The following is a 15,232-nucleotide window of genomic DNA, read 5'->3' as shown; positions in this document are numbered from 1 at the left end:
GGAAAAATTAAACAGAACGTATGCGCATTGTTTTAGTAGGGAATTATCCGAAGGATAAACAGGAAAGTATGGAGCGGTTTGCCAGAATGATGGAAGCCGGCTTTAAAAACGCGGGTCACACTGTAGAGATCTGGCGTCCGTCTGTCTTCTTCGGTCGTCCTTTTAAAGCAACAACGGGAGGAATTGCCAAATGGTTCGGATATCTGGATAAGTGGTTGTTATATGCACTGGTATTGCGTGTGAAGAGATTGTTCGCAGGAGGAGAAACTCTGTATCATGTATGCGATCATTCCAACTCGTTTTATGTAAGACATTTACCTGCCGCAAGAACCAGCATTACCTGTCATGATGTACTGGCCATAAGAGGTGGACTCGGATATGCAGATGCCTATGCGCCTGCTTCCGGTTTTGGTAAATATATGCAACGCTGGATCCTCTCCAATCTGCTGACAGCAAAAAAGATTGCCTGTGTATCACAGTTTACACTCGGACAACTGACAGATCTCGCAAAGGGCAGAGGAAAACAGCCTGCCGACTGGAGAGTGATACATAATGGATTCAATGATGACTTTAGTCCTGTCGACAAAGAAGAAAGCAGGGAACTGCTGAAGCGTGTTGGTGTGAATATAGACGAACCGTACATCCTTCATGTAGGCTCCCGTCAGCTCCGTAAGAACCGTAAGATGCTGATCGACATGGTACATGCGATCGGCGATAAATACACCGGAAAGATTGTATACGCAGGCTTTGATATTGAACCGGCTTTATATGCACATGCAGAACAGCTGGGTATAAAAGACAGGGTGATCGGCGTTACCAAACCACCCCATAAAGTATTAAAGGCTTTGTATAGTTCTGCTTATGCTTTTGTTTTTCCTTCCTTATCAGAGGGATTCGGCTGGCCGGTGATCGAAGCACAGGCATGTGGTACAGCGGTTATTGCCAGCAGTACAGCACCTATGCCGGAAGTGAGTGGCGGAGCAGCATTACATGCAGATCCGTTGAAGCCGGAAGAATTTGCCAGTGCTTTGGAGAGATTATCTGATCCTGCTGTACGGACAAAACTACTGGAAGACGGCCAACGTAATGTGACGCATTTTACACCTGAGATCATGATGGATGCATACGCGTCTATGCTGGGCATCACTACTGGTAGCAGGAAAGCGGGTGTACAGGAACGTAACAGATCTGTAGCATTACCCCAATAAGAAAGTAACAATCACCTAATTAATAGAAAAGAAAAGCACCGATGAATATTCTTCATATCATCCCTTCGTATAAGCCGGCATATATCTATGGTGGTCCCATTTATTCCAGTTCTGCCCTGTGTGAACAGCTGGTGGCTGACGGACATAAAGTGACTGTACTGACTACAACCGCAAACGGAGAGGTGGAACTGGATGTGCCTCCCGGTGTGGCACAGGACATCGATGGTGTAAGTACATTGTACTTCAAACGTGTTACCAAAGACAACACAAACTTCTCACCTGATCTCGTTAAATACCTCTATAAGAATATTAAGAAGTATGACGCTGTGCACATTCATTCATGGTGGAATCTTGTAGCCATCTTCACTGTACTGGTATGTTATATCAGAAGAGTGAGACCGGTGTTTTCTCCAAGAGGAATGCTTTGCCAGTATATACTGGAAACCAATCACCCTTTCCAGAAGAAGATCATCCAGACAGTGATCGGTAACAGATTGCTGCCTAAAGTAAAGTTTCATGCGACATCTACAGCTGAAGTACATGAGATTAAAGGATTGTATCCTTCTTCACAGGTAGAAGAAATATTCAATTTTGTATCTGTTCCTGAAACGCCCACTGTGCCTAAAGCGCCAATAGGAGAAAAGATCAAGTTTCTCTTCATGAGCCGTATCGATCCGAAGAAAGGATTGGAACTGCTTTTTAAAGGACTGAGTATGGTACAGTTCCCCTATGAACTGAACATTGCAGGGCCTTATAAAGAAGAGTATCTGGAACAGCTAAAAGCAGCTACACGCGAGCATGGTATAGATCAGCATGTGAACTGGTTAGGCCCTGTATATGGTGAGGCGAAGTTTAAACTGCTGCGTGAGAATGACGTGATGGTGCTGACTTCTTATAATGAGAATTTCGCCAACATCGTGATAGAGTCATTGGCTGTAGGTACACCGGTATTGATCAGCAACATGGTTGGACTCAGTACTTACATCTCTAATAATGATCTCGGATGGATCTCTACAATCGATCCCGTGAATATCAAAGAAACATTGGAGAAAGCTTACGCAGAAAAAGACCGTTTACCTGAGTTATCACTGCGTGCGCCGCAAATGATGAAGAAAGATTTTGACAGAAAGAGTCTGGTGAATAAATATCTGGATCTGTACAGGGCTAATTAGGCGTGTATCTGTTGTATTGAATAAAAAAATCCGAAAGGGAGATTAAAGAAAGAATGTCTATCAGATTAAAGAGAAGCACTGTTATCATCCTGTTGATCGTGTACATACTGGCGGTGATATACGTCGTGTTTCTCGATCCTACAAGAGTGGCAGGTGAGCGATATGCAGAGCCAAGATGGATGCCACTGAAGAGTACCTATGATTTTATTATAGAAGCCGGTAAGTCACTCCGGTATATCCGTTACTGGGCGTTCTTTTTATTAAACCTTATCGGGAACGTTATCATGTTTATGCCACTGGGTTTCTTGCTGGATGCATTGTCAGCAGGGGCTGCCAACAAAATAAGAGTAATCACCATCGCATTCTTTTTCAGTCTGGGTATTGAGTTACTGCAGCTGGTGCTGATGATCGGTGTGTATGACGCCGATGACATTGTCCTGAACACATTGGGCGCCTGGCTCGGCTTGTGTCTGCATCGCAAAATGGCAAAAAAGAATGTGATTCTTGTTCATAATAATTCCTGAATAGTCATGAATAATTTTTATCTGTCACAAGTCCGCCTGAAGGACTTTGACGCCTCTGAAGGTCTGGACCGCGGAGCAGGCAAACTCAAGGAAACCTGCTGGTACATTGTGAAGATGTTTTTCTTCCTCACTGCTTTTCCTATCCCTTCTGGTCTCAAGGCCAGAATGCTGCGCATGTTTGGTGCGAAAGTAGGCAATGGTGTAGTGATCAAACCAAGAGTGAATATACACTTCCCATGGAAGCTGGAGATCGGAGACGATGTGTGGCTGGGTGAAGAAGCTTACCTGCTGAATTTTGAGCAGATGGTCATTGGTAACAATGTATGTATCTCACAGCGTGCATTTCTGTGTGGTGGTAACCATAATTACCGTCATCCGGCGATGCCTTACCGTAATGCGCCGATCGTGCTGATGGATGGCTGCTGGGTAGGCGCCTGTGTATTTATCGGTCCGGGCGTAACGGTAGGCACAGACACTGTGATCACAGCAGGATCTGTCGTAACAGCTTCTGTATCGCAGAACGGCATCTTCAAAGGCAATCCATTGACCTTTGTATCTGAAAGATGGAAATAACCCAAAAAGCAAACAAGAAATCTATATAGCGGTATGTCCAAGCGATTATTACTGATAGGAGGTAATTTCTCACCGGAACCAACGGGAATAGGCAAGTACAATGGTGAAATGATCAAATGGCTGGCAGCCGGAGGATATGATTGCACCGTGATTACAAGTTATCCTTATTATCCGGAGTGGAAAGTGCAGCCTCCGTACGACAAGCACAAAAACTGGTATAAGAAGGAAGTAATTGAGAGTAATGGACAGGGAGGTAAGATCACCGTATACCGTTGTCCGCAATATGTGCCAGACAAGCCGACCGGCAAGAAGCGCATTATGCTGGATTTTTCCTTTGCAGTATCTGCTTTTTTTAAGGTGCTGCAATTATTGCCCCGTAAAAAGTTTGATGTAGTGATCAGTGTAGTGCCGCCATTTCATTTAGGATTACTGGCAGTGCTGTACAAGAAATTCAGAGGTGCAAAGTTCCTCTATCACATACAGGATATGCAGATAGAAGCAGCACGCGATCTGAATATGATCAAGTCTCCGAAAGTAATCAAAGCCCTTTTCGGACTGGAGCGTTACATCTTTAAGAATGCTGATATGGTCAGCAGTATTTCAGATGGTATGATGCGCAAGATTCAGGAAAAGGCCGGCAAGGATATATTCTTTTTCCCGAACTGGGTGGACGTAAGTCTGTTCCATCCTATTGAAGACCGTATCGGACTGAAAACAGCGTATGGATTTGATGTCAATGACAAGATCGTATTGTACTCAGGTGCGATAGGGGAGAAACAGGGACTGGAATCTATTCTGAAAACAGCGGATACACTGAGAGCGGATACACAGCTTAAGTTCCTGATCTGTGGGTCAGGTCCTTATAAAGAGAAGCTAAAAGCAGATGCGGAAGCACTGGGATTAACGAATGTTATTTTCTTTCCTCTGCAACCTTTTGAGAAATTCAATGAGTTTCTGAATATGGCGGATGTGCATCTGGTTATACAAAAAGGGAATGCCAGTGATCTGGTAATGCCTTCCAAACTAACCACCATTCTGGCTGTAGGCGGACTCGCACTCATCACGGCCAACGATGGTACCAGTCTGCACGATCTGGTGAAGAAACACAATATGGGTATACTCGTGAAGGCAGAAGACCAGCAGGCACTGACGGACGGTATCGTCAGAGCGATGGGAGACAATGCCGCAGAACTGGCAAGGAATGGACGCTTATATGCAGAGAACCACCTGTCTGTAGGTAAGATCATGTCACGATTTGAAGAAGCCGTAGTCATTAATTAACACTACTGAACCGTACTTTATTATGTTAGACCGTTATCTCAAAATATGTAGTATCCAGATACTCGTGCTGGACTTCATATGCCTCAATGCCTTCTTTTTCTTTACGCTTTCAGGGATGCAGCAATATGGTATACCCGTAAGCGTTAATAAAGACACTTTCCTGCTCGCTACGAACTTCTCATGGATCGTTGCGCTGTATACAACAGGTCTTTATTTCATGAGTACACATATGTCTGTGGAGCGTATTACAAAGAAGCTGTTGCAGAGTATTATGTTATACCTCCTGCTGATGCTGGTGTTTGTATTCCTTACAAAAGAGGCATTCAACAGAATCTTTATCTTGTCTTACTGTACTCTGTTTGTTATTCTCGTATTATTTGACAGAATATTCTTTTATATGCTGACGAACTACATCATTCACCGTAAGGAGATTGAGCGCAGAGTAGTGATCGTTGGTTATAATGACCTGTCTAAACAGTTGGTGGACAATCTGACCGGACGCAAGAGCAATCTGCGTTTTGAAGGTTACTTTGAAGATTATCACAATGTACATGAGTTGTCCATACATCCGGTGATTGGTAACCTGCGGGATTGTATTCCGTATGCACAGTCAAACGGCATCAAAGAGATCTATTCAACATTATCACCCGAGCAGTTCCCGTATCTGTATACTCTGGCACATGAAGCAGAAAGACATTTTATCCGTTTTCGTTTTGTGCCTGACTTCAGGATGTTTGTAAACAGACAGATCTATGTGGATTATCTGGATAATATTCCGATCATCTCACTGAGAGCAGAACCACTGGACGATATTGCAAATCGCTTAAGGAAACGTATTTTTGATATCGTGTTCAGCGGCGCAGTGATGTTATTTATCCTGAGCTGGCTCATTCCGCTGCTGGCCCTGTTGGTGAAACTTGAATCGAGAGGTCCTGTATTTTTTATACAGCATCGTACCGGTCGTAACAACCAGACATTCCGTTGTTTGAAATTCAGGAGTATGTATGTGAACAATGAAGCAAACTCCAAACAGGCAACGAGAAACGACCGTCGTTTTACGAGAGTGGGTCGTATACTGCGTAAGACAAACCTTGATGAAATGCCTCAGTTCCTGAATGTGTTTCTGGGTGATATGTCTATCGTAGGGCCACGTCCGCACATGTTGAAGCACACAGAAGAGTATTCTGCTATTATCCAGAAATATATGATCCGTCACTTCCTGAAACCTGGTATTACAGGATGGGCACAGGTGAACGGTTATCGTGGAGAGGTGACAGATGAATTACATCTGCGCAAACGTATCGAACATGATATCTGGTATATGGAAAATTGGTCTGTATGGCTTGACATTCGTATTATATTCTTAACCGTATTCAACACCGTAAGGGGCGATAAGAACGCATTTTAACATTTCCTATAGCATATTTTACTCGTATTAGTAGGAATGTTAATAGAAAAGAAAGCGCGTTAAGTGTTATTTTTACACTCCGGTAGTAGTCAGGATACGCCGGAGTCAACCAGGGATGCCTGTAAACAACGTTACATGAAAAGTTCCGTTTTAGCACAAAACTTCCTTGATGACAATCGGCTTGTAGAAGACATCTTTCATGAATTGAAGTCTATTGTAGCAAGTATTCTGTCAAGTGTAGAGTTGATAGTATTATATGACGGAAAGGCTATGGGGAACAAGATCACCCGTCAGGCTGAGTCAATAAAATCGCAGGTAATAGAGCTGGATTTTCAGCTACAGAATATCAGGATCATACAGCACATGCTTGATAAAACCTTTCAGGTAAAGCGCAAAATGACCAACCTGTTATTCTTTCTGGGCCAGCTGGTGAGAGAAGAACCATATCATAACCTGCTGTCTCCCGCTGTTGAACTACAGCAAAGCAAAGTACCGGTGGAAGCCAACATAGATGAGTCGGTACTGCGCCAATTGATCCTGAACCTTTTTTTTTGGATGAACCGGCATTCAACCACCCATCAGATACCTCGGATGGAGTTTAGTTTTGAACCGGGCACCTTTAAGATCAAAGGATCATTTTATGCGAACTATATCTTTTCCTCTCCTTTCAAATCTTCGGAGAAAGGGGATAGCGAAATAATACACCAGCCGATATGTAAGATGATGTCATTTCTCGCCTCTTTACACGATGGCACGTTTGAGATTGTGACTGAGCCGGAGAAGAATGTGGAAGTGCTGGTGACCATCCCCTGCAAAGCCTAGTGCGGCGCAGGCTGAAACAAGTCTCTTAGAAACAATAAGATAAGGTTAAAACAAAAGGGGATATTTCCATATCCCCTATTCTTTTTTATTACCAGTATGTAATTTATCTTATTTCTTCAGTTGCAATACCGCATCAGACCAGTCTCTCACCTGTTCAAGCAGGGTTGGATTATCCGCCAGTTTCTGACCATAAGAAGGGATCATTTCTGTCAGTTTATCTTTCCATGCTTTTGTAGCAAGATATTTAGGGAAGCAACGCTGCAGCAGTTCCAGCATAATGGATACAGCTGTAGAAGCACCCGGAGATGCACCTAAAAGGGCAGCGATAGATCCATCTGCCGCACTTACTACTTCTGTACCAAATTCCAGGATACCGCCATGTTCAGGATCTTTCTTAATCACCTGTACACGCTGGCCGGCTACTTCCAGTTCCCAGTCTTCTATTTTAGCTTCAGGGAGGAATGCCTGTAAGGCTTCCAGTCTTTCTTCCGGTGACTGACGTACCTGATCGATCAGGTATTTGGTCAGTGGAAGGTTGTCCATACCGGCAGCCAGCATCGGACGGATGTTATTGAATTTGATGGATCTTGGCAGATCGAGCCATGAACCATTTTTCAGGAACTTAGTGGAGAAGCCTGCGTAAGGGCCGAACAAGAGGGCTTTCTTGCCATCTATCATACGGGTATCCAGATGTGGTACAGACATCGGAGGAGCGCCTACAGATGCTTTACCATATACTTTTGCGGCGTGTCTTTCTACAATCTCCTGATTTTTACAAACCAGCCATTGACCACTTACCGGGAAACCACCAAAGCCTTTACCTTCAGGAATGTCTGATTTTTCCAGCAGTGGGAGAGAACCACCACCTGCGCCGATGAAGACGAATCTCGTGTGTAATTTCCTTTTCTTGCCTGTTTCCAGATTCTTCACTTTCAGGTACCATCTGCCATCTTTCTCCTGTTCCAGATCACGCACCTCGTGTTTAAGACTCAGCGTTACGCCGTTTTGTTGTTGCAGGTAGGTAATGAGCGCGCGGGTCAATGCACCGAAGTTGATGTCAGTACCTGCATCCATACGGGTAGCAGCTACCTTGTCAGCAGGATCACGTCCTTCCATCACCAACGGGATCCACTGTTTCAGTACATCCTTGTCTTCGGTGTACTGCATCCCCTTGAATAAATTATTGCTTTCCAGCGATTGCTGGCGTTTTTTCAGGTATTCTACGTTCTTTTCGCCCCATACAAAGCTCATGTGAGGAATGCTCTGTATAAATGTCTCCGGGGACTTAATGCAGCCATTCTGTACAAGGAAAGACCAGAATTCCTTCGATACCTCAAAAGACTCAGCGATCTTGATCGCTTTAGCGATTTCGATATCACCATTGGATTTTTCGGGTGTGTAGTTGAGTTCGCAGAAGGCGGAATGGCCTGTTCCTGCGTTATTCCATGCATCCGAACTTTCTCCTGCTATGATATCCAATCTTTCGAATATCTCAATGGTCAGTTCTGGTTGTAATTCTTTCAACAGTACGCCTAGCGTTGCACTCATTATACCTGCACCGATAAGGACGATGTCAGGCGCCGATTTAGGAGACATATTATCTTATTTTCACGATTTGCACCGCAAAAATAGTACTAAATACATTAGTTGTATATGCTTTTAATGGTTGCATGAACTCTTTTTACTATAATATGGCATAAATTTTCATTGTAAACACCTGCTGTAGTGCATATGCGAAAAATGTAAATGTATTGTTAATCCTGTGCGCCGGCCAACCATCCCAATGAAGTTGCAGGAACTGTGGCAAAGCTTTCCTGCGGCGCTTCGCAAAGTGAGCAGTGATAAGTGGAGGGTAAAGCGGAAAATAGTGTCCCCGCTGCAATGCCCTGACTGCTATCTCCAATCGTCTCATCATAGACTGTCAGACAACGGGTACACTGGTGTACCCATTTCTCCGTGTGAGAGATGGCTGTAACTGTCTGCTGACCAGCCACATAACTGAGCAGGGGATCCGTTGATGCACTGTTGTCGTAAAATTCTCTGCATAAGGACGTGATATAGGGCCCAAGATGTTCTTTGGCTACTCCTGTGCGGTAAGGTAACAAAGTGCCGGAATTGGGGTTAAAATCCTGTGTATAGAGAATGTCATAACGATGATGTCCCTTCAGCCGGCTTTTATATTTGTCTTCCTGCTTGCTGATCACAATAGAACCGAAGCAGTTATTGCCCGGATTGATCCGGATACTGAAACATAAACCATATGTTCTGACATCGGCATTATCAAAATGCCGGATGATATGTCGTTTGATGATCAATGCATCCTCACTGTTATCTTCTACATGCCAGTTCAGTTCATTGGCGGCATGACGCACGTTGATCCCATATTTACCAAGAATATAATCCCACAGTCTTCTGTGCTCAGGTGCAATGTTTTTGATGATGAGTGATTTCCACGATGTAGCGTAAAGTTGTCCTGTCTTCGTCTCCAGACAGATATTACACAGGTTACGGAGAAAAGCTGCAGGAAACTCTTCATCCCGCCGGTAGATGCCTAACCAGTAATGATTCTCATGCCGGTTAAATCCTTCATAGTATGGCAGATGGAAAGCAGGTAGCTCCAGTTCTGTCGTCACCGGCTTGCTGTTATATTCCAGTTGTGCCTTTACTGCGGCATGTAAGGCCTCATTGCTGATATCTGGTGTCGCTGCCAGCACAGATTCAATACATTGACTGACCTGTGCAATATTATTGGTGTAGATCAGATCCGGCCAGGCAAACAGGCGGCTGCTTTTCGGGAAGCGGATAAACAGATGCCAATAATGTGCTGCGTCTGCGGCAATCCAGTTGATATGGCCGGAAAAGAATGGGGTGAATGTCTGTTTGTTATCGCAGATATTGATTTTCAGTGCCGGCGTATAGTCAAAAAGGGAGAATACGTCTTTATAAATACCTTCCGTAAGCCAGCCTTCATTGATGAAGATGCCGGCGCCGGGATAAGAACTGGTGATATTAGGCGCAGTACCATAGCTATGCCAGCTGATTTGTTCCCGTTCGCAATCAGCTTCAAACTGTTCAACGTATTTACCTTGTACTTCCATCAATAATTGCTGGCGCAGGCCGAAACGCACCTGTGTCACTCTTGCTGCTTCCGCTATATTGAGGATGGTCAGCAGCTGACCAGGAGAAATAATTCCCCCGGTGAAATTAATGCTGACGGTCTGTGTATATCTGCTCATGTTTAAGACAATTAAGAATTAAAAATTAAGCATCAGGCACTAAGAATACCGCGGGGATCTTCGCTGTATTCCAACGCTTACTACTTAATTTTTAACTGTTAGTTCCAAAAGAACACTTTCTTTTTTCTTCTTTGCCGGCATTTCCTTTTCAAGGATCGCCTTTATCTCCGGCCGGCAACTGCCACAACCCATACCAGCACCGGATGCTTTGCAGAGGTATTCCAGTGTATGACAACCCTCTTTGATCTTCTCACATATATTTCCTTCTCCCACACTACCGCAACTACAAACAAGCTTACCGAGTACCGGTGCCGCTTTCTTGCCGGAGCGTAACAGTTCCAGTCGCTTCTCCGAGAGCTCTATTTTGTTGGCTATCAGATCTCTGAATTCCAGAAACTCTGATTTGTCGCCAATCAGGATAGCGCCTACCAGCCGGTCATTGTGGATAACACACTTCTTATAATAACGTTTCGATTTGTCAATGAACACCACTTCTTCATAAGCCGGATCCGCAGGTGTTTCAATCATCCCCAATGAACAAAGGTCTGTGCCATGCATTTTAAGAATGTTCATAAACAGGGAGCCCTGATAATAACCGGTAAGATCACCGGCCATATGACGGGCGACTACTGCTGCCTGTTGTTCTGCTGCCGCCGTGATGCCAAAGAGCGTCCCATTGAATTCAGCGATCTCTCCGATGGCATAGATAGCAGGATCGCTGGTCATCAGGTATTCATTGACGATCACACCGCGTTTGCATAATAAAGAAGACGCTTTCGCCAGTTCGATGTTCGGAACGGTGCCTATAGACATGACGACTGCCTGACATGTCACCTGACGACCGCTTTTCAGCCGGATGCCATCCAGTTTATTCAAACCGGTAAAGCGCTCTATTTCATCATTGTATAAGATCTCTATGCCGCGGTCAGTCAATTCTTCATACAACAGCTGGCTGCCCAGGGCATCCAGCTGTCTGTCCATCAGTTTAGACGTACGCTGCAGTACAGCGACCTCTATATCCATTTCTCTTAGTGAAGCAGCTAATTCAATACCCAGCAGTCCGCCGCCTACAATCACCACTTTCCCTGCTGCCGGATCTATATGCTGAACAAAGGCATCTGCATCCCTGCGGTTACGCATGGTGAAAATGCCCGGCAGCGATGGTGTGTCTTTCAGCGTGGCCGCACGGCTACCCATACCCAGAATAAGCACATCGTATTCGTGTGTAATACCTTTGCTGTCAGTCACTGTTTTCTGTTCCCTGTCTATCTTTTCAATGCTGACACCGCGGTGTAATGTGATATCCAGCATAGATTCCTCATCGTCTGTCATCTTTACCAGCTGTTGCCATTGCTGGGTGCCACTGATATAATCAGGCAGCATCACTCTGTTATAGAAGGGTTGATCCTCTTTGCTGAATACGGTAATGGTATCGGTGGTATTCAGTTCTCTGTATGATTTTACAAAACCACAGGCGCCCGCACCTGCACCGATGATGATAATACGTTGCCGGGGTTTGCGATACAGTTGTACCTGTACGGCGGTATATTTCAGATCCGGTTGTTTGGATATTTTATCCACCAGTCTGTGGGTCAGGTTATTAGCCCTGTTCAGGTCATTGTCCAGTATCTTGCCCCAGTGCATAGGCAGAAAGACAACACCCTTTTTAATGGAGGTGCTTAGTTGTGCTTTCACACGTACTACACCATTTTCACTGAATATCTCTACAATGTCTGCCTCTTTGATATGACGCTCTCTGGCATCATCCGGGTGTATTTCCAGCAGAGGAGCCGGAATATGCTGTTTCAGCTTGCTGACCTTGCCTGTCTTGCTCATTGTATGCCATTGATCCCTTATACGTCCCGTAGTGAGAATGAGGGGGAACTGGACATGAGGTGGACTTGATCTGTTGTCATCCGGGAAAGAATGTATGATTGCTTTGGTGGATGATGTATAGAAATGATGATCTGTAAAGAGTCTGGGGGTACCCGGACCGGTCGTGCCGGCAGGGTAGGGCCATTGCAGAGAACGTTTGTCTTTCAATACGTTATAATCTACACCGCTGATGTCGATATTGGTACCGGCTGTCAGACGGCTGTGCTCCGCATAAATGTCAGCAGGACCTTCATAATCAAAGCCTTTGAATCCCATTTTCTGTGCGAAGCGGCAGATGATCTCCGCATCCGGCAGCGCCTCTCCGGGTGCTTCATTAATACGTTGCAGCCAGGTGATCCTTCTTTCCGCATTGGTCATCGTACCTTCCTTCTCGGTCCATGCTGCTGCGGGAAGTACAACGTCTGCATAGCGGATTGTTTCCGGTTTATTGGAAATCTCCTGTACAACGACAAACTTTGCCTTTTGCAGGGCGGCTTCCGCCATACGGGCGTCCGGCAGACTTACCAGTGGATTGGTGCACATGATCCAGATGGCTTTGAGTCTTCCGTCGTTCAGTGCTTCAAACATTTCTGTGGCGGTAAGCCCCGGTTTGTCGGATATTTTTGTACCTCCCCAGAAGGCTTCTACTTCCTGACGGTGCGCAGGGTTATCCAGTACGCGATGCGCGGGCAGCATATTAGACAATCCCCCTACTTCTCTGCCACCCATAGCATTGGGTTGTCCGGTGAGGGAGAAGGGACCACAACCCGGTTTACCGATCTTACCGGTGATCAGGTTGAGATTAATCAGGCTCAGGTTTTTATGGACACCCACCGCACTTTGGTTCAGTCCCATCGTCCACATAGTCATGAAGCTACGCATATTACCCAGCAATGCGGCCGCTTCGTATAGCTGGTCTTCTGTAATACCACAAATGGCAGCAGCGCTGCTGATGCTGCGCTCCATGACCGTATCCCGGTACTTTAAGAAACCCTCCGTATGCTGTTGTATGAAATCCTGATCAATGTGACCGGCTTCTATCAGCAGTCGACCTATAGCATGATGTAACACAATATCGGTACCGGGCATGATCTGCAGGTGTATATCAGCGATCGCGCAACTTTGCGTGACACGGGGATCGCTGACAATGATCTTCATATCAGGATTTTTTGCCTTTGCAGCTTCGATCCTGCGCCATAAGATCGGGTGGCACCATGCGGGGTTAGCACCCGCTACAAAGATGCAATCCGTCTGTTCGATATCATCATAACAACCGGGTACACTGTCTTCACCCAGCGACAGTTTATAAGCTGCTACGGCACTGCTCATACAGAGTCTTGAGTTGGTGTCGATATTATTACTGCCAATAAATCCCTTGATGAGTTTATTAACGACATAATATTCTTCTGTAAGACATTGTCCGGATGCGTAGAAGGCAACGGAGTCGGGACCATATTGCTCAATCATCTGTTTAAACACGGCAGCAGTACGCTCGAGCGCCTGATCCCAGGAAACGCGCTGTCTGGGCATTTGCCGGTGATAGCGCATTTCCGGGTAGTAAAGCCTGTCTGATGTGTCCATCACGGTGTAATGTAGGTTCATACCTTTTGAACAAAGCATACCTCTGTTCACCGGATGATCTTTATCTCCTTCCACTGTGATCTTTCCCTGCCTGTCCCTGTTGACAATAATACCGCAACCTACACCGCAATAACAGCAGGTGCTACGGTAACTGCCCGCAGGAAGTTTATTATGTTGATGATTGCCTGTCATGGTTAATCTGCAAATGCTACCTGCCCGGTAGTGGCGGTGGAGGCTTCAGTAGCTGGTTTTTTAATGAATCGGGTGAGCAGCACAATCACTGATACTGCGATCACGATATAACCGATGTAGGTGAATGCTTCTACATAGGTGATGGATTCTGATTTGAAAAGGAAGCCAAACAGCATACCACCGAGGTTACCACCGGCTCCTACAATGCCACTTACCAGTCCGACATTCTTTTCATTGATAAATGGAACAATACCGTATGTTGCGCCATTGGCCATTTTCAGGAACAATGCAAAACTGAGCATAGAGATGATGGCCAATGCCAGTGTGCCTGCCTGTGCAAACAACAGCAGACCAATTCCTTCCAGTAACAGCACACAGGCCAGCAGCACGCCTTTACCGCGCATACCAGATCTGGCGCCTATTTTATCTGATACAATACCTCCCAATGCTCTTGCAAAGATGTTCATGAAACCGAATACGCCAGCCCAGAAACCTGCACTGCTCTGTGAAAGATGGAATGTATCCACGAAGTGTAAAGAAGCGACGTTATCGAAAGTGATTTCCATGCCGAAACACATGCCATACGCCAGAGTCAGCGCCCATATACGCCAGTCAGCAAGAATACTCCAGTCGGTTTTTGATTTCGTTTTATCGCTGTTACGTCCGATCTCATCAAAGTTACCCGCAGGGGTATCTTTGGTGAACTTGTAGTACATCCATGCCACGATCAGCATCATCACACCCGGTACGATCATCGCAAAACGCCATGCTTCCTGTTTGGTATAACCAAAACCTACGATTGCTGCAAATATGAGCGGCATTACCATGTTGGTGACACCGCCACCCAGATTACCCCATCCGCCGGTTACTGCATTGGCCGTGCCTTTGATGTTAGGTGCAAACATCATGGAAGTATGGAACTGTGTGATAACGAAAGATGCACCAATAACGCCAATGGCAAGACGAAACAGGAGAAACGTCGTATAATCTTTTGACAGCCCCACCAGAAATACCGGCAGTGATCCTGCGATGAGTAACCTGATGGCTGTTTTACGGGGTCCCCAGGTATCACAGAGCTTGCCGATAATGAGTCTCGCTATGATAGTGCTGGATACGGATGCAATAATGATATTTCCGACCTGTGCCTTGTTCAGTCCAAGGTCTTCCCTGATCGTAGGCATGAGTGGCGCAAGGCCAAACCAGCCGAAGAAACAGACGAAGAACATCAGCCAGGTGGTATGAAAGGTGCGCATGTGCACCGAGTTCAGTGTGAAGAGGGGGAGTTTATTTAAAGGTTGTGTGTTCATGTTGAAAAGATCTCGGTTGTTAATAATCAGGTGCAGCCAATGTTTATCTGCGC

Annotated in this window: 11 protein-coding genes; 7 read left to right on the top strand and 4 right to left on the bottom strand. The window is 45.5% G+C overall.

Annotation, left to right across the window (positions count from 1 at the left end):
• The first annotated feature begins 20 nt into the window (after positions 1-20).
• The 7 genes from FEF09_RS12565 (at position 21) to FEF09_RS12535 (ending at position 6,988) form a co-directional block, all read left to right on the top strand.
• Positions 21-1,208, top strand: coding sequence for a glycosyltransferase family 4 protein (locus FEF09_RS12565; RefSeq protein ID WP_146305432.1), 1,188 nt, complete (start codon positions 21-23; stop codon positions 1,206-1,208).
• 41 nt (positions 1,209-1,249) lie between these two features.
• On the top strand, positions 1,250-2,380 hold the full coding sequence (locus FEF09_RS12560) for an XrtY-associated glycosyltransferase XYAG1 (RefSeq protein WP_146305431.1): 1,131 nt from the start codon (positions 1,250-1,252) through the stop codon (positions 2,378-2,380).
• 53 nt (positions 2,381-2,433) lie between these two features.
• Positions 2,434-2,904, top strand: a complete 471-nt coding sequence (locus FEF09_RS12555; protein ID WP_146305430.1) for a VanZ family protein — start codon at positions 2,434-2,436, stop codon at positions 2,902-2,904.
• A 6-nt stretch (positions 2,905-2,910) separates the two neighbouring features.
• A complete protein-coding gene (locus FEF09_RS12550; protein ID WP_146305429.1) occupies positions 2,911-3,477 on the top strand; it encodes a WcaF family extracellular polysaccharide biosynthesis acetyltransferase in 567 nt (188 codons plus the stop codon).
• 33 nt (positions 3,478-3,510) lie between these two features.
• Entirely contained in the window at positions 3,511-4,758 is a 1,248-nt protein-coding gene (locus tag FEF09_RS12545; protein WP_146305428.1) for a WcaI family glycosyltransferase, read from the top strand.
• Positions 4,759-4,780: 22 nt separating this feature from the next.
• Complete coding sequence (locus FEF09_RS12540; RefSeq protein WP_146305427.1) at positions 4,781-6,166, top strand: undecaprenyl-phosphate glucose phosphotransferase; 1,386 nt, start codon at positions 4,781-4,783, stop codon at positions 6,164-6,166.
• Between the two features lie 135 nt (positions 6,167-6,301).
• The gene (locus FEF09_RS12535; RefSeq protein ID WP_146305426.1) at positions 6,302-6,988 is read left to right on the top strand and encodes a hypothetical protein; all 687 of its coding nucleotides are present in this window, start codon (positions 6,302-6,304) and stop codon (positions 6,986-6,988) included.
• Positions 6,989-7,096: 108 nt separating this feature from the next.
• On the opposite strand, the gene FEF09_RS12530 is transcribed toward FEF09_RS12535, so the two are convergent.
• The 4 genes from FEF09_RS12530 to FEF09_RS12515 form a co-directional block, all read right to left on the bottom strand.
• The gene (locus tag FEF09_RS12530; protein ID WP_146305425.1) at positions 7,097-8,584 is read right to left on the bottom strand and encodes a malate:quinone oxidoreductase; all 1,488 of its coding nucleotides are present in this window, start codon (positions 8,582-8,584) and stop codon (positions 7,097-7,099) included.
• A 158-nt stretch (positions 8,585-8,742) separates the two neighbouring features.
• Positions 8,743-10,224: a rubredoxin gene (locus FEF09_RS12525; RefSeq protein WP_146305424.1), complete on the bottom strand. Its 1,482-nt coding sequence runs from the start codon at positions 10,222-10,224 to the stop codon at positions 8,743-8,745.
• Positions 10,225-10,308: 84 nt separating this feature from the next.
• Positions 10,309-13,872: a nitrate reductase gene (locus FEF09_RS12520; protein WP_146305423.1), complete on the bottom strand. Its 3,564-nt coding sequence runs from the start codon at positions 13,870-13,872 to the stop codon at positions 10,309-10,311.
• Positions 13,873-13,874: 2 nt separating this feature from the next.
• Positions 13,875-15,179, bottom strand: a complete 1,305-nt coding sequence (locus FEF09_RS12515; protein WP_146305422.1) for an MFS transporter — start codon at positions 15,177-15,179, stop codon at positions 13,875-13,877.
• Positions 15,180-15,232 lie beyond the last annotated feature (53 nt).

This window comes from Chitinophaga pinensis (assembly GCF_007896845.1).
GTDB classification, from domain to species: domain Bacteria; phylum Bacteroidota; class Bacteroidia; order Chitinophagales; family Chitinophagaceae; genus Chitinophaga; species Chitinophaga pinensis_C.
Note: the sequence above shows the minus strand (reverse complement) of the source record. Positions and strands in the feature narration are given on the sequence as shown.